Source organism: Desulfuromonas sp. CSMB_57, from assembly GCF_020194955.2.
GTDB lineage: Bacteria > Desulfobacterota > Desulfuromonadia > Desulfuromonadales > Syntrophotaleaceae > JAFCIY02.
The window spans coordinates 94132-116556 of the sequence record NZ_JAFCIY020000006.1; the positions used below are offsets into that span (position 1 = coordinate 94132).

A 22425-nucleotide genomic window follows, 5' to 3' on the forward strand; every position below is an offset into this window, starting at 1 on the left:
CCTCCTTTTCCGCCATGGTGCATGGATGTGGAAACATGTCACGAACCCAACAATGCTTTCCGCAGCCACATCCAGCTGATCATTCCGGATTTCATCATGACCAAAGCGGTCAACCCGGCATACAAAGACGAATAGACGATAAGGTTAATCAATACATGAGGACTACTAATATAAAACTTGCCGACAAAAACCAATGAGGTAAGACCACAAACCCCCAAAACGGTTCCCATATCACGCCAGGGAAACATGTTGCCAAAACCTTCGCCATATTCGCGTCTAACAAAGAAGGCATTGAATGGAAGTTGCCATAAATAAAAAGTCATCAGACTGGCAATCGCCGCCCCAAGATAACCAATATGGGAGACCAATAGAACACTGAAAGCCAAGGTAAAAAGCAGATCCCCCAGGGAACGCCAGAGGATTAGTGGACTTTTCCCTGAGGCCATGAACAGTGATTGGAAGTTCATCACCTTAAAGGGCAAAAACAGTAAAAATAACCTGAATGGCAGTGCACTTTCCACATAGGTCTCAGAAAACAGCAAAGTCATGAGCTCCGGTGCCATCCAGAACATACCGAAAAACAGCGGGTACAGCACCAATGCGCATCGGCTGCCGCCGCGTTTGACCAGGTCGAGAGCTGCGCCTTTTTCACCCCGCTGGCACAATGCACTCATTTCCGGCACCAGCACCGATGTCATGGACGCAACGACGACCCGCACCAGCGGACCCTCCATGGCTCCGTTGGCATAGATGGCAAAGGCCTCGGTGGTACAAAGGGAAGCCACCACGACCTTGTCCAACCCGTAGGCGGTTTTGCCTACAAAACCCCCCAATCCGAGGGGCACACTGTAGTAGAGTTGCCGCTTGATGCTGGAAAGGCTGATCCCGGCCCGAGTCTGGTCCGTGCTTTTGAACATCAAGCGCAACGCCGGCAGGAATACCAGCACCCCGCCGATGACGGTTGCCCAAACGGCGGCTTTGATGGACGGCCAGAGCAGCACTACGGCAATGACTATGACCACTACCAGCAACTGACTGAAAATATTATACCACGCAATTTCCCGAACCCGATCGCGGGCCATCAGACAGGCGGTCAGGGAGGCTGCGGGCAGAACCACCAGGGGATAGACGGCCAATATCGGCAACGTCTCTTTCAGCGCCGGATTGTGAAAACGCCACGCCAGCAGGTCGCTGCCGCCAACCAGCAGAAATAAGCTGAATAATGCTCCCAGCATGGCGAGCAGGAGAAGGTTCTCCAGCATTAATCCACGAGCGCGATCCTTCTCAAGGGGAATAAAATAGTAGAGGGCCTGCGGAAGGCCAAGCATGAGCAAGGGAGCAGCAAAATTAAAGGCCAGCAGAGTCTGGCGATAGGTGGCATATTCCGGCACGGCCAACAGCCTGGCAAGGACCGCCAAACTGGCCAGAGAGGCAACGGAACTGAGCAAATTGCCGGAGGACAGCAACATCACCTTGAATGAACGGGATTTGGCCATATGACTTCCTTGATCCTATTGCATTGAAGATGGTTTTCATCGGGAAAGAGCCAGTTTCCCGCTCCCGACGCCAAATTAAAGGGAATTTTTTCGGTGCAAGCATCTGCGTCTCTGCACAAACGCTGAACTTCCCGGGTCATGGCCAAAGTGTTCGGTTCTCAAGTAAAAACCACCAGCTAATCATCCGATATCACTACATGAACACAAATCTAAAAGTCGACTTAAGGATGTGGAACTCACTGCAAATCGCGTGACATTCGATGGAGCCATGTCTCGATATGGGTATAGCCGTCCCCGCTGTCATCATGGGGATGCGGCGGTATCTGCAGCACGCGTCTTGTAGCCAAGGGCTCCGGAAGGCTGCCGATTTGCCCCGGGCGATCGATGATACGTCCCCGGAAACCGCCCAAAGGCATCAACAAAGCGCGATCCGCTGCATCTCTTTCCTTCGGTCGCGCTCCGGCGTGCCGGGTCACCAATGCCGGAACTTGATATGCCGGACGGATGGTCAGGGGTTGGACCCAGACCGGAACCTCTGCAACCCAAGGTCCCGCTCCGGGCCGGAAAAGGCGCCCGTTGTACCAATTGTCATGCGAGTGAACCTTGGTGCCCGAAGCGGCATTGCTTTCGATATGAATTGGGTTAATGCCGCCCAGCGTATCCGGACCGCGCAGGAATACATTGCCGATGGCCGATACCATCGCCGGACCGGATGGAGACCCCACGGACATCAAACGATGACCGTTGTAAATCAGGTTATTGACAACCAACACGGAACTGTCCCCTTTGATCCGAGGATTACGTTCTACATTGTGCGCGAGAAGATTCCCGATAAGAGAAATGTTATGAGAGCCGTCTCCGACAAGGATGCCCATGGAATGCGGCCCTTCAGGGTGCATCGAGTTTCTCAGAGCAAAACTGACGATGGAATTGCTGACGGTGACATGGTGCGGTCCGCCCCAGAAACTGATGTTTTCATCGATGGCAAAGCTGGTCGAGACCTGATCGATGACAATATTGGAGGCTGATGGACCAAGAACCTGAATGGCATCGCGGTTGCCGGGGGGCGGACCGGTGGGGAGATCGCCGACACGAAAGCGCAGATGCTGAATCAGAACGTCATGGGTGGTGATGCGCAATCCCGCTCCGCTAAGGGTGATCCCCGGAGATGGGGCGGTTTGCCCGGCGATGGTGACAAAAGGGTGCCGCAGATGCAAATCCTTCCGAAGTTTTATGGTACCACCCACTTCGAACAGGATGATACGTGGCCCAAAGGCTTCCAGAGCTTCTCGCAAGGTGCCAGGCCCGGAATCAGCAAGGGAGGTGACTATCAGGACGCTTCCCCCACGGCCTGCTCGCGTTGCTGACCCAAAGCCTTCTGCTCCCGAAAAGACGGCCAAGCCCGAGGCAAATCCCGTGGAGCCCAAGGAAAAGCAGACAATCAACCACAATACGCAACCGAAACGGGGCAATTTCACGTTGGCTCCTGAACCCGAATGGAATTAGTTGTTATTGTAACAATTATTTTCCGGTTGGCTCCCCATGACCCATACTTTATTTATCTGATTCCTCGCAAAAAAAACCGTCGGAATAAGGATGATCCTTGTTCCGACGGTTTAAGATTAATCCATAACCCAAGCTTTTGCAGGGCTGCTACCGGCCTTCCACCTCCGCCGCCATCTTATGCAGGACTTCCTCGATGTTGGTATAGCCGTTTCCGCTGCTATCCACATTGGGATTAGCCGGGATGGTGAAGGTCCGCTTGGTTGCCGTCAGGTTCGGCCAACCGCCGACTTCACTCGTGCTGTTGATGATCTTGCCGTTGCGGTTGCGGACATGCCCGACAATCCGGGTATCGACGGGGTCCCGATCCACCGGGCGGGCTCCGGCCGAAGCCAATACCCGGCTTTCCACTTCACTGCTGGTACGCAGCACCAGGGATTTATGCCAAATGGGGCGACTGGTGACGAGGTAGGAAGTACTGGTGTGTCCGCTGCCCGGTGCCTTGTTGTCATTAAAATATACCTTGGTGCCGGAAACGGCGCTGCTTTCCACCTTGATGCCGGCGGCACCGGTTTTGGTGTTGGGACCGGCGATGAACATATTGCCCTCGGCACTGACGATGTTCGGGCCGTTGTTGGAACCGATGGACATGAAGTTACCGTACGCCGCGCCGGCATTATAAAACAGGTTGTTGACCACCACAGCGGTAACGTCCCCTTTCAGACGTGGGTTACGGTCGTTGTTGTGGGCAAAAAGATTGCCTACCAGGGTGATATCCCGGGCGCCTTCACCCAGCAGCAGACCCATGGAATGGGAGCCTTCGGGATGAATGGATGAATGCAGCGCCTCGCTGAGCAGGTTGTTGCTGAAGGTTATGTTTTTGAGGGCATACCAGGTGCTCATGTTTTCGTCCACCGCCCAGGAGGCGCTGACATGATCGACCACAACGTTATAGGCATTGGGTCCGAGCACCTGCAGAGCATCGCGATTGGAGGGGCTAGGTCCGGAAGAGGAATCGCCGGGACGGATGCGGATATGTTGCACCAAAACATCGTTGGTCGTGATGCGCATGCCGGCGCCGCGCAGGTTGATGCCGGGCGAGGGAGCCGTCTGGCCGGCGATGGTCACATAGGGCTTGCTGACGTTCAGGTCCGAAGCCAAATTGATGGTACCGCCGACTTCGAAAACAATGATCCGGGCACCGCTGGTATCGATAGCGGCCCGCAGGGAACCGGCACCGCTGTCGTTGAGGTTGGTCACCTTGATGACCTGTCCGCCCCGTCCCGCCTTGGTTTCCGTGCCGTGGCCCATGGCGCCGGGAAACACGGGCAGATACCCCAGGCTGCTGGTGCTGGTCGAAGTCGAGCTGGTGCTGGTGGAAGTCGGGGTAGTGCTGGTACTCGTGCTTGTAGAGGTAGAGGTAGAGGTAGAGGTAGAGGTAGAGGTAGAGGTGCTGGTGGTGGTTGCCTTGTCGTTGTCGACAATGGTCACCGTCGCGCTGGTGATGCTGCCCAGAGTGGCGCCGCCGGTTGGATTCCCAAGGGAGACATTAAAGGTTTCATTGCCTTCGACCAGTTTATCGTCCACGATGCTGATGCTCTTTACCTTCTGGGTTTCCCCATTGGCAAACTTCAGTGTGGTCCAACTGAAACCGCTGTAATCGGCGGGCGTACTGGCGGTACCCGCCAGGGTGCGGATATCGACAGTGACCGCCCCTGAAGACCCGTTAACTCGCTTAACAATGATGTCGACCTTCCCGGCCCCTTCGTTGACGGAATAGGTGCTGGCGGAAAATTCAAACTTTCCCGGGTTGACGGTGGTTGTGGATGTCGTCGTTGTTTTCACAATCCTGGTCCAAGCATGGACCGAGCCGATATTGAACAGCGGAATCAAAACCAAAAGTCCCAAAGAAAATTTCAACCATTGCCAGTTTTTAAAATATTGGTTTGGATTTTTTTTCATCGTTTCCTCTTTTAGGTGTTTTTTAAAAGCCCAAAAACAAAGCCTTTCCCGGATCCAAGAAAGGCTTTTTCAGATCAATCCTGTCATATTTCATCCCCATGAAAATAATAACAGTTTCGGCAACCCGGCTGTCCAAGGACATGGACCCGCGGCTTTGCGTCATCAGATTGCTCTGACTTTGCCCTTTTCGAAATAATTATTAACTTTTTAAATCATGGCTGAGTCCCTTTCAACGGTGGAGGAAAAGTGATAATTAGAATTTCTATTTGGCCCATCCTCCTGCTGAGATAACGCAATCAATAAAACATTCAGCAAATTTCTTTTACTGCCCTTCTAATAGCAATGCCTGTGCCAAGGAAGCTAACCCCCTATAAAAGTGAAATATTTTCATATTATTGGAGAAATTTTACTATATTTTTAAATTATATTTCTTTATTTTTTAAGAATTTTTAAAATGGTAGAAATGTCAGAAGATATGACATACATATAATTTCAAAAAGTTAGTATTGACTTGGTGAAATTGTAACGCTTTGGAGACGTGCCCAATTTTCGGTTTTGCCGTCCATGGCATGGTGAAACTTGACATGAAAATACAAGCCATCTTTTAATCTTTTGAGTTTTCGAGCTATTCCTAGCGCAGCAATGGGTCGGTCCGGCAGTGAAAAGACCAACCCCCAGGGACAAGAACTGCCCTCTCTGTCGTGATTTGCCGACGGATGACTCCCTTCAGGAGAACCGGGTGGGGCTTAAAAGCATCTGAAATCAAATGTATTTTTTTAGGATAAAAAAGAAGTCGAGGAATTGTCGTGGATTAAGATGTGCAATAGACGGTAACTGTCGGGAAAGAGCGACATTCCAAGCCCGAAAATGCCCCGGGCCCAGGCACAAAAAAACCCTTCTGCCGGTGATGACAGAAGGGGCAAAAAATAAACAACGGGGTACATCAGGCGGGACCGTGCACCAACCGCTCCATAAGCCGATGACCTTCCGGCAGATAGCGCCCTGAAGCGACGGCGGCCCGTTCGTGATAGCCGTCGGCCGGGATCGGATTGCTGAATTCGCCGTCGGAACCATAAAGGATATAGGGCACGGCGTCGCTGGTGTGGGTACGCTTGGAAAGAGGCGTTGGATGATCCGGCAGCACCAGCACTCTGAACGGGCCCAGTTTCCGCAAACCCTCCACCATGGTGCCGACCACCAGCCGATCAAAATCTTCGATGGCTTGAATCTTTTCCGGCAACAGGCCGCCGTGGGAGGCTTCGTCCGGAGCCTCGACGTGCACATAGATATAATCACGGCTGCGCAGGGCCTCGAGGGCATACTCGGCTTTACCCAAGTAGTTCGTATCGAGATAGCCGGTGGCGCCCGGCACATTGATTACATCGAGCCCGGCATAAATACCGATGCCCTTGATCAGATCGACGGCCGAAATCACCGCGCCGGAGAGACCGTAGCGGGCGGTAATCGGTTCCATTTGCGGTGCCCGGCCATGTCCCCACAGCCAGATGGCGTTGGCCGGCTTCTTGCCGGCGGCCAACCGGGCCTGATTGACGGGATGCCCGGCCAGCAAGCGGCGAGCCTTGGCGGCCAGATCCATGAGGACGGGCGCCCCGTCGCCGGACGGCAGAAAGGCACCGATGGGTTGGCCGCTGATATCGTGTGGGGGCGTGAATTGCAGGTCATCCCGCCCCGCGCGCCAGACCAGCAGGTGGCGATAGGAAACGCCGGGGAAAAACTCGAACTCCCGGCTGCCCAGGTTTTCCTGTAGAAACAGCAGCAATTGCCTGGCTTCTTCGGTGGTGATGTGGCCGGCGGAAAAATCCTCCATGATCTCTCCGCAAGGGCCTTCGCCAAGGGTCACCAGATTAAGGCGGAACGCGACATCGGCAGGGCCCAGGGCCACTCCCATGCTGGCGGCCTCCAGGGGCGAACGACCGCTGTAGCAAATGCGGGGGTCGTAACCGAAGACCGACAGGTTGGCGACATCGCTGCCCGGGGGAAATCCCGGCGGGATGGTCTGAGCCAGGCCGATTTCGCCGTCCCGGGCCAAACTGTCCATAGCCGGTGTATGGGCATGTTCGAGAGGGGTTTTCCCATTCAATGCGGCTATCGGCTCATCCGCCATGCCGTCCCCCAATAAAACCACGTATTTCATTAAAGCCTCTCTTGAAAAAATTGCGGCCATTCGGCCGGCATCCTTTAACCGCGGGGATGAATCTGCTGGTGCAACTTTTTCAGACGTTCGCGGGTGACATGGGTGTAAATCTGGGTCGTCGAGATGTCGGCATGACCAAGCATGGCCTGCACCGCGCGCAGATCGGCACCATTGTCCAGCAAATGGGTCGCAAAAGAGTGTCGCAGGGTATGTGGGGTGATGTTTTTGCAGATCCCGGATTCCAGCGCCCGCCGTTTAATAATCTTCCAGAAGCCCTGACGTGTCAACCCATTACCGGAGCGGTTCAGGAACAGGAACGGTGTCGTTTTATCGCGGGCCAACTGAGGTCGTCCCTGCGCCAGGTAGACCCGCACTGCCGTGGCGGCGGCTTCACCCATGGGCACGATCCGTTCCTTGCTGCGCTTGCCGAAGGCCATCAGATAGCCGACGTCGAGCTGCAGGTCCGACAGTTTCAGCCCGACCAGTTCCGAAACCCGCAGGCCGGTGGCGTAGAGAATCTCGAGCATGGCCCGATCCCGTACATCGATCCAACGTTCACCGCAGGGCGCCGTAAGCAACTTCTCCACCTCGCGCGGAGACAGGGTGCGCGGCAGCGCCTGCAAGCTTTTGGGGGCCGTAACCAGTTCCGTCGGATTGGCCGAGGTCAATCCCTCGTTGAGCAGAAACTTGTGAAACATACGCAGGGAAACCAAGCTCCGGGCGCGGCTGCGAGGCGATAGCCCCCACTCCTTGAGGCGACCCAGAAAACGCAGCACCAGAGGCGAATTGACGGCCTCCAGGGATTCCAGTTTCTGCTCTTTGAGAAAGGTCACATAGCGGGCCAAATCCCGTCCGTAGGCATCCAGGGTGTTCCGGGACAGTCCCTTTTCAACTACCAAAAAATTAAGAAAATTATCGAGGGTTTGATCCATATATATCTGATTTTTTTATATTTTTATGGGTAAAATCATTCCTGGTCCAGGCATTTCAGCAAAGCTTCGCGCATTTCTTCCAGACGTTGGGGATCGGTCAATTTGTGGCCGAAAATATCTTGGATATAGAAGGTATCGGCCACCTGGTCGACCTTGGTGGATATTTTGGCGACCCCGATATACAGGCTCAGATCGCGGAAGGTGCGGGTCATGCGATAGAGCAGGCCGATTTTGTCGTGCGTATAGATATCCACCACCGTATATTCGGCTGATACCTGATTGTCCACATCGATGCGACTGGAAACCATGGGGTGATGAGGTTGTCCCCAAAAGACGGGTTTTTTGCGGCGACCGATCAACTCCTCGACCTGGATGCGGCCTTCGAGGATGCCAAGGAGGGTTTCCTCCACCTGCTGCCAGCGCTGCTCGTCGGCCAGGGGTTGCCCGCCCGTCCCCTGCACCTGAAGGATGTCCAGAGCCGTACCGTCCCGCTGGGTAAAGATCTGGGCGCCGAGGATATTGAGACCGAAGGCGGCCATGGCGCCGGTGATGCTGGCGAACAGTCCCGGCACGTCACGGGTCACCACCGTGATCTGGTTAAAGGCCCCATCGGGGTCGGTTTCCACGCGAAAGGTCAGCAACCGGTTGCGGTTTCGCAGAATCAGCCGGGTATGATCGGCGATGACGTCGGACCGGTAGGCCAGCAGATAGCGGGTGCTCATCTGCCGCAACCGGTCGCTGATCAGCTTGGCATCGAATTCATCCGCCAGCAGACCGGCCACCTTGCGTTTGCGGTTGCGTACTTTCTCCGATTTCATTTCCTGCAGGAAATTGCCCCGCTCCAGAACCAGATGAGTTTTTTCATACAATTCCTGCAGCAGCATGCCTTTCCAGCCGGACCAGACATCGGGCCCGACGGCACGCAGGTCGGCGAAAGTCAGCAGATAGAGCATCTTCAGGTTTTCGCTCATGCCCATGAGCCGGGCAAATTCGACAATCAGGCGGTCATCGTGCAGATCCCGGCGCTGGGAGATATGGGCCATCTGCAGGTGATGGCGGACCAGAAACTCAAGGCGACGGCTGTCCTCACGGTTCAGGCCCAGACGCCGGGCGACGGTGGGCATCAGGTCAGCCCCTTTGTTGCAATGGTCGCGCCCCTCCCCCTTGCCTACATCGTGCAGCAGAATCGCCAACAACAGCAACTCACGCTTTTCGATATCATTGGCCACCTGGGTCAATTGGGGCAAATCCTCGGCGTATATCCCCTCCCAAAGCTTACTCAGTTCGGCGATGGCGAACAGAGAATGAATATCCACGGTGTAGATATGATAGGCGTCATGCTGCACCTTGCAGTAGATGCGCCCGAATTCGGGGATGAAATGATTGAGGAAACGCAGGTGATGCATATCCCGCAGGGATTTGAGAGGTCCTCGCTGGTCGCGCAGGATATCCATGAAATTGTCGACCATGACGCGGGAACGCCGGATGCGGTCGTTGAGCCGATGCAGATTGTCCCGAATCAGGGTTTTGATCTGCAGGCTGAGGGAAACCTCATGGATTTGGGCCAGGCGAAAGGCCCGCATCATCATGGCCGGATCGCGTACGAACAGATCTTCTTCGCGCAGACGCAGTTCGCGCCCCAGGACATAGAACCCTTCGCCGATCTGGCGCACCATGCAAGCGGCTGCCGTGTCCACGGGCGACTCGTCATGCTGCAGCACTTTGGCAATCAGGCGCGAGGAGATCTCCTCCACATGGGTGGCGTGGGCATAGTAGTCCTGCATGAACTGTTCGACGGCCAAAGCCCTGCCATCGTCGCAATAGCCGAGAAACCGCGCAATCTTTTCCTGCTGATCGAAGCGCAATTGTTCGTTTTTGCCGTTGGACAGATAGTGCAGTTCGTTGCGGATGCGCCACAGGTAGTCGAAGGCCCGTTCGAATTCGTTCTGCTCCCGCTCGGTTATGATGCCCTTGGCGACCAGGTCGGCCATGGAGCGGCCCTTGAACTTGACCTGGGCAATCCAGATGGCTGTATGCAGATCCCGCAGACCGCCCTCGCCTTCCTTGATATTGGGTTCCAGCAGGTAGACCGACGAGCCATAACGGCTCAGTCGTCGGGCATTTTCCTCCAGTTTCTGGCGGATATAGACCTTGCTCTGCCAGGCCAGCACTTTGTCCAGCACCATCTTCTCGTATTCCTGGTAGGAGATGGGGTTGCCGACCAGAAACCGTGAATCCAGCAGGGCCGTGCGGGCGGTGATGTCCTGCTCGGCGATATCCAGGCAATGCCGGACGTTGCGGATGCTGTAACCGACATCAAGGCCCAAATCCCACAGCAGGTAGAGCATCCGCTCGCTGAGTTGCTCGGAGAACTCCTTGCCCTTGCCGCTGTAATAAAACATGATGTCGATGTCGGAGCGGGGATTGAGCTGACTGCGACCGTAGCCGCCCAGAGCGATGAGAGCGCACCAGTTGTGCCCTTTATCGGGCAAATCGCTGGATGCCGCCCGGAACAACACTTCGATCAAGGTATCCGCCAGCAGGGTCAGATCCGCCACGACCTGCTTTCCGGAAGCCCCCTGGCGGTGGTCGGCCCGGATCAACTCCTGGTAGTGGCGCAAAAAAGCCCCGGCTCCCTCCAGCAACGCCAGGCGCTGGTCCTGGAAAGAACCGGCACGGGTACCAAACAAGGCGGGAGGGAAATACCCTTCAAGATTCAAAGCCAGCATGGAGTTCATCGTTGGGCAACACCCTTGGGCGGTTGAATGAAGTTGCGCACCCCTTCGACGATGGCCTTGGCCGTGCGTTCATGGAATTGGGGCTGGGTCAGAAGAAGCTCTTCCTGGGCATTGCTGATGTAGCCGGCTTCCACCAGCACCGACGGCATGTTGGCTCCGACCAGAACATAGAAGGGCCCCTGACGCACCCCGTGATCGCGGATGCCGTCGAAATTGGCGCTCAGCTGGCGAACCATGGCAGAATGAATTTCCTTTGCCAAGCGACTGGATTCATTGATCTTGGCGTTGGCCATCAGGTCGAAAAGGATGAGTTCCAATTCCCCGACCTGCTTCAGAGAGGTGCCGTTCTCCCGGGCCGCCACGGCTGCCGCCCGGTCGCTGCGGGAGAAGTTGAGGTAGTAGGTTTCCACCCCGCGTACCAGGGCGTTGGGGCTGGCATTGGCGTGGATGGAGATGAACAGGTCGGCACCGACCCGGTTGGCCATGGCGGTGCGTTCCTCCAGGGGCAAAAAAACATCGGTCTTGCGGGTCAGGATAACTTCGCACCCCAGCTCCTGTTCGAGCTTTTTGGCCACCACCAGGGCCATGGCCAGGTTGACGTCCTTTTCCTTGATGCCGGAAGGACCGACGGCACCGGGATCCTTGCCGCCGTGACCGGCATCGACGACAATGCGGCGCAGGCCGGCGGGCGGAGCCTTGGCCGCGGCAGGCATCGTGGCCGGCGGCTCCGGTTCGGCTCTGCTTACCACCCGGGCAATGGGGTCCCGATCCGGAACCGGCAAGGAACTCAGTTCGCTGGTGCGGCTTTGCAACACCGCACCTTCGGCGGCCGCCACATCGATCACCAGCCGGTTGGGGTCATAAAGGGGAAAAATCTTGTAATCCCGAACACTGACCAGGTCGAGAACGACCCGGGCGGTCCGGTCGTCGGGATAGCCGGTGCGGATGCTCTGCAGCAGGCCGTCACGCACCGTTTCCCGGGTTGGAATGCGACGATGCAGCTTGGACTGATTAAAGTCGATGACCAATCGCGGGCCGACGTTGTGGGCCGGGTCGGCCCTGAGCATGTTCACCTTGTACTCGGCGCGGCCGTCCATCTCCAGCACAATGCGGGTATAACCGGGATTGGACCAGTGCCGGATCTGACTGATTTCCACCGGCCCGGCAGGCCCGTCAGGAACCGGGACCGGCTGCAAGGCAGCAACCGCCGGCACCTCCTTCGGTGCGTGAGCCTGCAGTCGATCGCGTCCCAAGCGGGCCAGGGGGGTAAGGTCGCCTTCCGGAAAACGCTCTACCGCCGACTGATAGCGCAAAAAGGCCGAAGCCATGTCGCCCAACCGCTCCAACACGCTGCCGCCCAGGTAGAGGGCATCGTCGGCCAGGGAACTGGCGGAATAATCCGCGGCCAAGCGGTCGTAACACTGCACCGCGGAACGCGCATCCTCCGTCCGCCTTGAAAACCGGTAGAGGCCCTCCCAGCTCTTGCCCGCCCGGAACAGGGCATCCGCCGCTTCGGCATGCCCGGGATGAGCGGCCACCGCGGCATCAAGCTCCGCGACGACCCGCAACCAGTTATCCCGGGATTGCTGTTTCTGCGGGGAGCCCTGAAGTTCCTGGTAAGCCCGTCGGGCCCGCAGAAACACCGCATCACCGGGGCCGGCGGCCAGGGCGGAACCGGCCAGCGCCAGCCCGCACAGCAACAATCCGATTATCCGTCGTGCAACAGTCATGGCTCCATCATCTTTTTGAGTTCATGCAGCAGGTTGAGCCCCTCCAGGGGAGTCATGGTGGCGATATCCACCTCCCGCAACCGGTCCCGCAGGGCATCGGTCTGAGGAGCGAACAGGGACAACTGCGGACTGGCCGGTTGCGACCGGGTCCGGATCCGGCGATGAGCCAGGCGCGGCTGGCCGTTGACTTCGTACTCGCCCTTTTCCAGGTTTTGCAAGATCTCCCGCGCGCGGCCCAGGACCGCATCCGGCAGCCCGGCAAGACGGGCGACCTGGATGCCGTAGGAATGACTGGCCGGCCCCGGGACGATCCTGCGCAGAAAAATGACCTGATCCTGCCATTCGCGGACCGCGATGTTGAGATTGCGCACCCGCTCGCAGGTATGCACCAGGTCGGTCAGTTCATGATAATGGGTGGCAAACAGGGTCTTGGCCGCCACCCGGGCCTGGTCGTGCAGATACTCGGCCACCGCCCAAGCGATGCTGATACCGTCGAAGGTCGAGGTGCCGCGCCCGATCTCATCCAGCACGATGAGACTGCGCGAGGTGGCATGGTTGAGAATATGGGCGGCTTCGGTCATTTCCACCATAAAGGTGGACTGCCCCTGGGCCAGGTTGTCGCTGGCCCCGACCCGAGTAAAGATGCGATCGATGAGGCCGATGCGGGCCGACCGGGCCGGCACCAGGCTGCCCATGTGCGCCATCAGGGCGATGAGGGCCACCTGGCGCATGAAGGTCGACTTGCCGGCCATGTTGGGACCGGTGATGACCATGATCTGCCGTTCCCGGCAATCCATGGCCAAATCGTTGGAGACGAAGTTTTCCCCGAGCTCCATGGCCTCGATGACCGGGTGCCGGCCCTCCCGAATCTCCAGCACGTCGCTGTCATCCATCCGGGGCACCACGTAGTCGCGGCGATGGCCGACCTCCGCCAGACTCAGCAGCACGTCCAGGGTTGCCAGCGCCTCGGCGGTGTGCTGAATACGTTGGCCCTGCTCGGCCACGACGGTACGCAGTTGCTGAAACAGCTGGTATTCCAGTTCCACCAGCTTTTCCTCGGCTCCCAGTACCTTTTCTTCGTATTCCTTGAGTTCCGGGGTAAAAAAGCGTTCGGCATTGGCCAGGGTCTGCTTGCGCAGGTAATCCTCTGGAACCTTGGCCAGATGGCTGCGGGTCACTTCGATATAGTAGCCGAAGACCTTGTTGAACCGGACCTTCAGGGAGGCGATGCCGGTGCGTTGCCGTTCCCGGGCCTCAAGTTGCAGGATCCAGCTCTTGCCGTTGCGGCGGATGTCGCGCAGTTCGTCCAATTCCAAGCAATGACCGTCGCGAATCAGGCCCCCGTCCCGCAAACCGACGGGCGGGTCGTCCACCAGGGCGGCAGCGATGCCCGCGCACAGGTCGGCCAAGGTATCGACGGACTGCTGAAGCTGCACCAGCAGGGCGCTCTGGCATGAACCCAACCGTTCCAGCAAGACCGGCAGTCGCTCCAGGGAAGACTTGAGGGCCACCAGATCGCGGGCATTGGCCTGGCCCATGGCGACCCGGCCGTTGAGGCGCTCCAGGTCGTATACCCCATCCAGGTCCGCGCGCAGATCGGCCCGCAGCAGGCTCTGTTCCAGCAACTCCGCGACGGCCTCGTGACGGGCCCGTATCCGTTCCAGATCAACCAGGGGATGATGCAGCCAGTGACGCAGCTTGCGACCTCCCATGGCGGTCACCGTCTGATCCAGAACACCGAGCAGGGAACCCTTCTTGCGCCCGTCGCGCAGGGTCGCAGTGAGTTCCAGGTTGCGCCGCGTGCTGGTGTCCAGCACCATGTAGTCCTGGGTATGGTAGGTGGTCAGGGGGCGGATGTGGCCCGCCCGATCCATATGGGTGCGCGACAGGTAGTGCAGTACCGCTCCCGCCGCCGCCTGGGCGCCCGGCAGACCACTGCAGCCGAAAACCTCGAGGCTCTGGCAGGAAAAGAATTCCTGTAACCGGGCGGCGCCGTGGTCCGGATCAAAAACCCAGGCCGGCAGGCGGGTGACCAACCCGTCTCCGGCCAGTTGCTGCAACAGCGGCTGCCAGGGGCAGTCCTCCCTTTCCGCCAGCAGAATCTCGCGGGGGCCGAGAGCAGCCAACTCACCACGCAGGGTTTCCAATTGCCCGGCTTGCGTGGCCCGAAACTCGCCGGTACTGATATCCAGCACCGCCATTCCCCAGCAGTCGGCATCCGCCGCCAGACTGACCAGGTAATGGTTCTCCTTGGGTTGCAGACTGTCCGCGTCGGCCACCAGCCCGGGAGTAACCACGCGCACCACTTCGCGCCGCACAATGCCCTTGGCCGCCCGCGGATCCTCGACCTGTTCGCAGATGGCGACCCGGTATCCGGCGTCCACCAACCGGGCGATGTAGGGTTGACTGCTGTGAAAGGGCACCCCGCACAAGGGAATCTGTTCTTCAGCTCCCTTGTTCCGCGACGTCAGGGTGATATCCAGAACCCGCGAGGCGGTAACGGCATCGTCCAGGAACATTTCATAAAAATCCCCGAGCCGGAAGAACAGAATGGCATCGGGATATTGCGCCTTGATTTCAAGGTACTGGCGCATCATGGGGGTAACCTGACTCATGACAGCGTGGCGGCTCCTGGAATATCGCATCAAATAACGGACAGATAGCCCGTCAAAATCGGCATTATGTTAACAAAGGGTCCTGCGGATGTAAACCATTTACCGACCAGCACGTATCAGGCCCAAGCCAACCTGGCAGGCGGGCCAACATCCTGGCAACCGGTTTGGGAGAAAACTGACGGAAAAGGATTCGTGCAATGTTTCTTATGGGAGGTGCCGTGGCGACCAAAGCTCGATTTTTTTACTATAATGTGCTAGAGTCCCGCGGCCTTCAGGCCATCAATGCCGCTTATCAAGAGCCGCCGTCATGAAAGACCGCCCCATTATGGATAACGACAGAAAAAAAATCCGCGCCGCCCGCATCTCCATGGCCACAGCCACAGGGCTCACCCTGGTCAAACTGACCACCGGCCTGCTGACGGGCTCCATGGCGGTCATGTCTTCGGCCATCGACTCCCTGTTGGACATCCTCATGTCGGGTGCCAACTACCTGGCCATCCGGCAGGCCACCCAGCCGCCGGACAGCAAACACCCCTTCGGCCACGGCAAATTCGAAACCCTGGCCACCATCATCCAGTCGGTGGTCATCGGCGCCTCCGGCCTCTGGGTCATGGTCGAATCGGTGCGCCGCCTGCTCGCCGGGGTGGAACTCGGCAACCTTCAAGGCGGGATTGCAGTACTGGCCGGCAGTGCCGTGGTGTCCTGGAAGGTCAGTCGGTTTTTGGTCAAAACCGCCCGGGAAACGGACTCATCGGCCCTACAGGCCGATTCCCTGCATTTTTCCATGGACGTTTACACCAACCTGGCCCTGCTGGTCGGCCTGGTCCTCATCACCTGGTTCGGCATCGCCTGGCTGGATCCGGTGCTGTCCATCGTCGTCGCCCTGTATATTTTTTACCAAGCCTTCGGCCTGGTACGATATGGCCTGCGCGACATTCTCGACGAGCGCCTGCCGGACACCCTGAGGGAGGAAATAACCCAGGTGCTGGAGGCCCACCGCAAGGACCTGCTGGGTTATCATCGACTGCGCACCCGCCGCGCCGGTTCCCAGAAGATCATCGACTTTCACCTCACCCTGTGCAAGTTCCTCTCCGTCGAGGAGGCCCATGCCATCGCCGATCACCTGGAGTTGCGCATCAAGCAACGCATCCCGGGAGCGGATGTCACCATCCACGTCGAACCCTGCGTCCTCGACCAATGTCCCGGCTACGAAAGCTGTCCGGGGCGACAGGATTCGCCCAAAGGGCGCGCCTCCTTTCTGGCCGCGTCAGGCCAGGACCGCCTGCAATCGGGAGACTGAAAGTATCGGTTCAACACAGGCCCGCGGCGGAGGGGGCACGACACCCTCCGCCACTGCAGACCGCACACTTTCAGCGCCCCATCATGATACCCAATTGCTCGGCAGTCCAAACCAGATTGCCTTTCGGATCAACCCGGTTCTGGGTGCAGACCGCGTCTTCGATAGGCATGGCCACCACCTCCCGCCCTTTGAGCACCACCATCTCCCCGAATTGACCGCGATCGATGAGATCCACCGCCTTGACCCCGAAACGGCTCGCCAGGATGCGGTCGAAATGGGTGGGGCTCCCGCCACGCTGCACATGGCCCAGAACCACAACCCGCGTTTCCAGGCCGTGGACCCTTTCAAAGGCGTCAGCCACATAATGCCCGATGCCGCCCAAACGTTCGAGCCCGAAGGTCTCCTCGGCGGTGGCCTGGACCACCTTATGCCCGCCGACGGGAAAGGCACCTTCGGCTACCACGACGATGGTGGCACGGTTGCCCGCCGAACGGCGCCGGACGATATGCCGACAGACCTTTTCCAGATCAAAGGGGATTTCGGGAATCAGAATCACATCCGCCGAACCGGCAATGCCCGATTCCAGGGCGATCCACCCGGCATCCCGGCCCATGACCTCCAGGACCATGACCCGATGATGGCTTTCGGCGGTGGTCTGCAAACGATCCAATGCTTCGGTGACGATACTGACGGCGGTATTGTAGCCGAAGGTCACATCCGTACCGCGGAGATCGTTGTCGATGGTTTTCGGCACCCCGACCACCGGCATGCCCATATCATTCAGGCGCCGGGCAATCTTCAAGGTGCCGTCGCCGCCGACGGCAATCAGGGCCTGGGCGCCCAGTTGCCGAAAATTGTTCAGCACCCGCTCCGAGACATCCTGCAGACAGACTTTGCCATCGACCTTCACGGGATAACGGAAGGGATTGCCGCGATTGCTGGTGCCGAGAATGGTGCCGCCGCGCGGCAGGATGCCTTGGACGCAGGCCAGGTCCAGATCCCGATAACGCGGACGGTCGACCAGGCCATCGAAGCCGTCCTCGATGCCCAGGACCCGCCAATTGCGTTGCAGTACGGCGGCCCGCACCACGCCTCGGATAACACCGTTGAGTCCGGGACAATCGCCGCCGCCGTTCAAAATGGCAATGGTTTGGATCATGCTGGGGCTCCTTATGAATTCAGAGGTTCATCGTTCACGGAAAAGTGCGTCGGGGACATGGCCGCCAGGCGGGCGGCGCCGAGGAGGCCGGCCCCATCACCCAGCATCCCCGGTTGAATGGCCAGGCGCCGGCCGGCGGTGGCAAACGCCCGCAGATGCAATTCCTGATGCAAAGCCGGCAGCATCAGAGGCAAATGGCCGCTGGCACCGCCGGTGATGATCACGCCATCGATATTCAGCAGATTGGCGACGCCGGCGATGACCTGGCCGAGACGGCGGCCCGCTTCGCCCAGGCTGGCAAGGGCGATGGCATCGCCGCCTTCCGCCGCCTGAGCCACCTCCTCGCCACTGGCCGGCCCTGGCGCCACGGCGCCCGCCACGGCCGAGGCCAACTCCCGGTAGGTACGCACCAGGCCCGGCCCGGAAGCATACTGCTCCAGACAGCCGCGACTGCCACAGGCACAAGACCGCCCCTCGGCCTCCACCATGAGATGGCCGACCTCCCCGGCAGTGCCGTCGGGCCCCTCCCAAAGTCGACGTCGCAGGATCAGGCCGCCGCCGACCCCGGTGCCGAGGGTGATGGTGAGAAAGGAGTCGAGTTCGCGGCCGGCGCCGTAACAGGCTTCGCCCACGGCGATGGCGTTGGCATCGTTGACTACCCGCACCGGCATGCCCAGCAACTCCTGCAGTTCCAACGCCAGCGGCAACCCGTTGAGCTGCGGCAGGTTGGGGGAAAAGGCGATGCGGCCCGCGGCCTCCACGGCCCCCGGCACGCCGAGGCCGAAGCTTTGCACCCTGACATCGCCCATGACCAGCCGGCAGAAATCGGCCAGAGCCGACACAAAATCGCGGGGCGAGGCAAGATCCGGAGTGGCCATGCGCCGCATATTCCGCAACCGGCCGTCAAGACCTGCCAATCCGGCCCGGCAATTGGTACCCCCCAGATCCATGGCCAGATAGAGGTCCTCGCTCATCGGCGCTCCGGCAACTCCGTGGCGATGGCCAGCTTGGCAAAGCCGTTCGCCCGCGCCAGGTCCATGAGTTCCACCACCTTGCCGTGCTGGGCTTCACGATCCGCCAGCAACAGGAAGGTCATCTCCTCGGCCTGTGCGCCGAAACTGCGCAGATGGGAGACCAGTTGGGCCTTGTCGAAACGCTTCTCGCCCACATAGATTTCCCCGGCCGTAGAGAGGTAAACCTTCACTTCCTTGACCTCCTGCTGTCGTTCCTGGGCCGTCGATTCCGGCAATTTGACGGTGATGCCCGGCGCCTCGACAAAGCTGGTCGAAAGCAGAAAGAAAATCAGCAGCAAAAAAACACAGTCGACCATGGGCGTCAGATCGACGCGTGGCGTCTCGAACTTCTTTTTCCGGAAAGCCATGGATTACCCTCCCAGCAGATCGACCAGGCGCAGGGAGTTCTCTTCCATCTCCATGACCATGTGCTCGGCCCGGCTGGTGAGATATTTATGCAGCAGGATGGCCGGAATGGCGACAAACAGGCCGGCTGCGGTGGTGATCAGGGCCTCGGAAATACCGCCGCCAAGGGTGGCCGGGGTACCGCGCCCTTCAGCGGCGATAATGGTAAAGGCCCGAATCATGCCCAGTACCGTGCCAAGCAGACCGAGCAGGGGTGAAATGGTGGTGATGGTCCCCAGCAGGCCGAGGTAGCGCTCCAAAGGGGCCGCTTCCCGCGAACCGACCTCTTCCACCACCGTTTTAATATGGTCGCGCGGCCGACCGTGGTTCTGCAAGGCCGCCAACAGAATGCGGGCCAGGGGGGTTCCGGAACGCTGGCAGACCAGAATCGCCTCATCAATACGCTGCTTGTGAACCAGACCTTCCACCTCGCGCACCAACTCTTTGGTACCGCGACCCAAACGGGCATAGGTCCAAAGCCGTTCGAAAAAAATGGCCAGGGCCATGACCGAGCAGGCCAGGATGGGATACATCAGTATCCCGCCTTTTGAGAAAAGTTCAAGCATGCCTATACATCCCTTTCGTTACGGTAACCGGACAGAACGCCGAGCCTGGTCGGCTTGTTCATCGAGAAAACGAAAAAATTCAAGGATTCTTGCCTTGAAACAGAGGCGCCAGCAGGGCATAAGTCGCATCCAGATGCTGGGGCAGGACCCGCACTTCGGAGAATACCGGCATGAAGTTGGTATCCCCGCTCCAGCGCGGGACGATGTGCATGTGCAGATGATCCGCCAGGCCGGCACCGGCAATCCGACCCAGGTTGATGCCGATATTGAATCCCTGGGGATTCAGGGCTTCCTGCAGGACATTGCGGGCCAAGCGGAGCATTTGGTGCATTTCGGCCATCTCTTCATCGGTCAGATCAATGATGTCGGGCACGTGCCGATAGGGCGCCAGGAGCAGATGACCGTTGTTATAGGGATATTTATTCATGATGACGAAAGCATGCCGGCCCCGAAAGAGCACCAACCGCTGCGGATCTTCATCGACCCGATCGCGAATGCAGAACACGCAACAATCGCCGGCATCCTTGTCCTTGCACTCCAGGTACGTCATGCGCCACGGGGCCCAAAGCTGTTCCATGAATTGATCTCCCCGCCGGGTGCCGCCCTTGGCGGCGAAACCGGCGCTGCCTATCCTGCACTAACCAAACATGCGGCCAACCCACCCATCATTCCGGCATGGACCTTATAGTCCGAGGGAAAACAGCTTTCCCATCAGGACAGAGGGATAATGCGACCGGAGAGGCCCTCGCCCACTTCCAGCAAGCCCACGGTCGGGTGAGGCCAACCGCGGGGATTCACGGCGCTGCCGGGGTTGAGCAGCAGCACACCGTCGAGTTCGCGGCAAACCGGAGCATGGCTGTGGCCGAAGACCAGGCAGTCGATGGCCTGATTGGAAAATGCGTTCAGCACCCGCCGCTCCAAACCCTCCGGCGGTCCCCAGCCATGACAGAGGCCGATGGAGAACCTGCCGGCACCCACGACCCTTTTCGCCGGCAGTCGGCTGGAGGCGGGATCCATGTTGCCGCGTACCGCATGCACCGGACAGTTCCCGAAACAGCAAACCAGATCGTCGTCCACCAGATCTCCGGCATGCAGAATCATGGCGACATCGGCGAAGGGCCCGGCCAGCAACCGCTCAAAGAAATCCGCATACTGCAAAGGCTGACGCATATGGGTGTCGGAAAGCACCCCGATTTTCATGAACATTCGAATCCTTTCCAGGCCGACGCCAAGGCGATGACCAACGCCATTTCTACCCGTTGCAACCGACCCTGTCAACGGTAATCCCATCGGCGGCCCTGCCGGTGTCAGTCGCCCTGCCCCCTTCCATTTTCATTCCCGGGCTGCTATGATGTGCGGCGCCGTGGCCGCCTTAAATCGTTCAGCTTCCCGGCCCGTCGGCGCCTGACCGAACCATTCTTCTGCCCAAAATCAAGGAGTCGAATTCCCATGCGTTATATCAGCACCCGCGGCAAAACCGCCAACCTGTCCTTCAAAGAGGCGGTCATGATGGGACTGGCCGACGATGGCGGCCTGTTGCTGCCGGAAAGCATTCCCGTCCTGGCGCCCGGCGATTTGGCCGCCCTCGGCCATCTGGCCTATCCGGAACTGGCTTTTCGCATCATCTCCCTGTTCACGGAAGGCATCCCCTCGGCCGACCTGAAGCAGCTCATCGACAAATCCTATCAGACCTTCAGCCATGAGGAAACCACCCCGGTGGTGCACCAGGACGGAGTCTACATTCTCGAACTGTTCCACGGCCCCACCCTGGCCTTCAAGGACGTGGCCCTGCAGTTTCTGGGCAATCTGTTCGAATATCTGCTGCGGGAACAGGGCGCCAAAATGAACATCCTCGGCGCCACCTCCGGCGATACGGGCAGCGCGGCCATCTACGGCGTACGGGGCAAGGAAAACATCAACATCTTCATCCTCCACCCCCACCAGCGGGTATCCCCCATTCAGGAACTGCAGATGACCACGGTCACCGACCCGAACGTCTTCAACCTGGCGATTCGCGGGACCTTTGACGACGGTCAACGCATCGTCAAGGAGGTGTTCGGCGACCTCGATTTCAAAACCGGCTTCGCCCTCGGCGCGGTCAACTCCATCAACTGGGCCCGGGTCCTGGCACAGGTGGTTTACTATTTCTACGCCTGGGGTCGGGTGCAACGTGCCACCGGCTGCAAGGAAGTCTATTTTTCGGTACCTACGGGCAACTTCGGCGACATCTTCGCCGGCTATATCGCCAAACGCATGGGACTGCCCATTCGCCGGCTGATTCTGGCCACCAATGAAAATGATATTCTGACCCGTTTCGTCTCCCAGGGCGACTATTCCATCCGTTCCGTCGTGCCCACTCCGGCACCGTCCATGGATATCCAACTGGCCAGCAACTTCGAGCGCTACCTCTATTTCCTCTTCGACCGTCGCTGCGACCGGGTGCGCGAGGCCATGGCTGAATTTGCCGCCGGCGGCCGCCTGACCTTCGATGCCGACCAGCGCCGGCAGGTGGCGCGCGAGTTTCTGGCCGGTTCGGCCAGCCGTGCCGAAACCCTGGCGACCATCCGCGACTTCCACGCCGCCACCGGCTACATTCTCGACCCCCATACCGCCATCGGCGTCAAGGTCGGCCGCGAACAGGCCGGCGGGGAAGTTCCCCTCATCTGCCTGGCCACGGCCCATCCGGCCAAATTCGGCGAGGCGGTGCAGGAAGCCATCGGCCAGGTACCGCCCCTGCCGGATTCCCTGAAGGACATCGAACAGCGTCCTCGCCGGTGCGAAATCACCGACGCCGACACGGAGCAGATCAAGGAATACATCCGTCGGCATGCCCAATAGGCTGGGCGTCCCG

Annotated in this window: 16 protein-coding genes and 1 riboswitch; of the genes, 2 read left to right on the plus strand and 14 right to left on the minus strand. The window is 58.9% G+C overall.

The annotated features are described in order from the left end of the window. Window positions 1–38: 38 nt before the first annotated feature. The 8 genes from JQN68_RS02415 to mutS all read right to left on the minus strand — a co-directional run bounded on the left by JQN68_RS02415 (window position 39) and on the right by mutS (window position 15131). Window positions 39–1496 carry a lipopolysaccharide biosynthesis protein gene (locus JQN68_RS02415; protein WP_225071389.1) on the minus strand — a complete coding sequence of 486 codons (1458 nt, stop codon included), beginning with the start codon at window positions 1494–1496 and terminating at the stop codon, window positions 39–41. A 236-nt stretch (window positions 1497–1732) separates the two neighbouring features. Further along, window positions 1733–2974 (minus strand): pectate lyase family protein, encoded by a 1242-nt coding sequence (locus JQN68_RS02420; RefSeq protein ID WP_225071388.1) that lies wholly within the window; start codon window positions 2972–2974, stop codon window positions 1733–1735. Window positions 2975–3149: 175 nt separating this feature from the next. Continuing rightward, the gene (locus tag JQN68_RS02425; protein WP_225071387.1) at window positions 3150–4844 is read right to left on the minus strand and encodes a Calx-beta domain-containing protein; all 1695 of its coding nucleotides are present in this window, start codon (window positions 4842–4844) and stop codon (window positions 3150–3152) included. Between the two features lie 232 nt (window positions 4845–5076). Continuing rightward, window positions 5077–5154, minus strand: a riboswitch (cyclic di-GMP riboswitch). Between the two features lie 750 nt (window positions 5155–5904). Beyond that, complete coding sequence (locus JQN68_RS02430) at window positions 5905–7116, minus strand: cofactor-independent phosphoglycerate mutase (RefSeq protein ID WP_225071386.1); 1212 nt, start codon at window positions 7114–7116, stop codon at window positions 5905–5907. 44 nt (window positions 7117–7160) lie between these two features. Next, entirely contained in the window at window positions 7161–8048 is an 888-nt protein-coding gene (gene xerD, locus JQN68_RS02435) for a site-specific tyrosine recombinase XerD (RefSeq protein WP_225071385.1), read from the minus strand. A 35-nt stretch (window positions 8049–8083) separates the two neighbouring features. Further along, a complete protein-coding gene (gene glnD, locus JQN68_RS02440; RefSeq protein WP_283775346.1) occupies window positions 8084–10786 on the minus strand; it encodes a [protein-PII] uridylyltransferase in 2703 nt (900 codons plus the stop codon). Then, on the minus strand, window positions 10783–12516 hold the full coding sequence (locus JQN68_RS02445; RefSeq protein ID WP_225071384.1) for an N-acetylmuramoyl-L-alanine amidase: 1734 nt from the start codon (window positions 12514–12516) through the stop codon (window positions 10783–10785). The genes glnD and JQN68_RS02445 overlap by 4 nt, the downstream gene beginning before the upstream one ends. Then, the gene (gene mutS, locus JQN68_RS02450; RefSeq protein WP_225071383.1) at window positions 12513–15131 is read right to left on the minus strand and encodes a DNA mismatch repair protein MutS; all 2619 of its coding nucleotides are present in this window, start codon (window positions 15129–15131) and stop codon (window positions 12513–12515) included. Before mutS ends, JQN68_RS02445 begins: the two co-directional genes overlap by 4 nt. A 307-nt stretch (window positions 15132–15438) precedes the next feature. Here mutS and JQN68_RS02455 point away from each other — a divergent pair, with 307 nt between their 5' ends. Continuing rightward, entirely contained in the window at window positions 15439–16431 is a 993-nt protein-coding gene (locus JQN68_RS02455) for a cation diffusion facilitator family transporter (RefSeq protein ID WP_225071382.1), read from the plus strand. Window positions 16432–16501: 70 nt separating this feature from the next. On the opposite strand, the gene JQN68_RS02460 is transcribed toward JQN68_RS02455, so the two are convergent. The 6 genes from JQN68_RS02460 to JQN68_RS02485 form a co-directional block, all read right to left on the minus strand. Next, on the minus strand, window positions 16502–17590 hold the full coding sequence (locus JQN68_RS02460; RefSeq protein ID WP_225071381.1) for a 6-phosphofructokinase: 1089 nt from the start codon (window positions 17588–17590) through the stop codon (window positions 16502–16504). 11 nt (window positions 17591–17601) lie between these two features. Further along, window positions 17602–18564 carry an ROK family protein gene (locus JQN68_RS02465; RefSeq protein WP_225071380.1) on the minus strand — a complete coding sequence of 321 codons (963 nt, stop codon included), beginning with the start codon at window positions 18562–18564 and terminating at the stop codon, window positions 17602–17604. Continuing rightward, window positions 18561–18971 carry an ExbD/TolR family protein gene (locus tag JQN68_RS02470; RefSeq protein WP_225071379.1) on the minus strand — a complete coding sequence of 137 codons (411 nt, stop codon included), beginning with the start codon at window positions 18969–18971 and terminating at the stop codon, window positions 18561–18563. Before JQN68_RS02470 ends, JQN68_RS02465 begins: the two co-directional genes overlap by 4 nt. Before the next feature lie 3 nt (window positions 18972–18974). Further along, window positions 18975–19541, minus strand: a complete 567-nt coding sequence (locus tag JQN68_RS02475) for a MotA/TolQ/ExbB proton channel family protein (protein ID WP_225071378.1) — start codon at window positions 19539–19541, stop codon at window positions 18975–18977. A 112-nt stretch (window positions 19542–19653) separates the two neighbouring features. Beyond that, a complete protein-coding gene (locus tag JQN68_RS02480) occupies window positions 19654–20151 on the minus strand; it encodes an HIT family protein (RefSeq protein WP_225071377.1) in 498 nt (165 codons plus the stop codon). A 134-nt stretch (window positions 20152–20285) separates the two neighbouring features. Further along, entirely contained in the window at window positions 20286–20780 is a 495-nt protein-coding gene (locus JQN68_RS02485; RefSeq protein WP_225071376.1) for a metallophosphoesterase family protein, read from the minus strand. Between the two features lie 243 nt (window positions 20781–21023). Between JQN68_RS02485 and thrC the strand changes: the two genes are divergently transcribed. After that, window positions 21024–22412, plus strand: coding sequence for a threonine synthase (gene thrC / locus JQN68_RS02490; protein WP_225071375.1), 1389 nt, complete (start codon window positions 21024–21026; stop codon window positions 22410–22412). Window positions 22413–22425: the final 13 nt, after the last annotated feature.

Coding starts and splice junctions, on each gene's coding strand:
- JQN68_RS02415 (WP_225071389.1), bottom strand. CDS start 1,496: ATGGCCAAATCCCGTTCATTCAAGGTGATGTTGCTGTCCTCCGGCAAT.
- JQN68_RS02430 (WP_225071386.1), bottom strand. CDS start 7,116: ATGAAATACGTGGTTTTATTGGGGGACGGCATGGCGGATGAGCCGATA.
- xerD (WP_225071385.1), bottom strand. CDS start 8,048: ATGGATCAAACCCTCGATAATTTTCTTAATTTTTTGGTAGTTGAAAAG.
- glnD (WP_283775346.1), bottom strand. CDS start 10,786: ATGAACTCCATGCTGGCTTTGAATCTTGAAGGGTATTTCCCTCCCGCC.
- JQN68_RS02445 (WP_225071384.1), bottom strand. CDS start 12,516: ATGACTGTTGCACGACGGATAATCGGATTGTTGCTGTGCGGGCTGGCG.
- mutS (WP_225071383.1), bottom strand. CDS start 15,131: ATGAGTCAGGTTACCCCCATGATGCGCCAGTACCTTGAAATCAAGGCG.
- JQN68_RS02455 (WP_225071382.1), top strand. CDS start 15,439: ATGAAAGACCGCCCCATTATGGATAACGACAGAAAAAAAATCCGCGCC.
- JQN68_RS02460 (WP_225071381.1), bottom strand. CDS start 17,590: ATGATCCAAACCATTGCCATTTTGAACGGCGGCGGCGATTGTCCCGGA.
- JQN68_RS02465 (WP_225071380.1), bottom strand. CDS start 18,564: ATGAGCGAGGACCTCTATCTGGCCATGGATCTGGGGGGTACCAATTGC.
- JQN68_RS02470 (WP_225071379.1), bottom strand. CDS start 18,971: ATGGCTTTCCGGAAAAAGAAGTTCGAGACGCCACGCGTCGATCTGACG.
- JQN68_RS02475 (WP_225071378.1), bottom strand. CDS start 19,541: ATGTATCCCATCCTGGCCTGCTCGGTCATGGCCCTGGCCATTTTTTTC.
- JQN68_RS02480 (WP_225071377.1), bottom strand. CDS start 20,151: ATGGAACAGCTTTGGGCCCCGTGGCGCATGACGTACCTGGAGTGCAAG.
- JQN68_RS02485 (WP_225071376.1), bottom strand. CDS start 20,780: ATGTTCATGAAAATCGGGGTGCTTTCCGACACCCATATGCGTCAGCCT.
- thrC (WP_225071375.1), top strand. CDS start 21,024: ATGCGTTATATCAGCACCCGCGGCAAAACCGCCAACCTGTCCTTCAAA.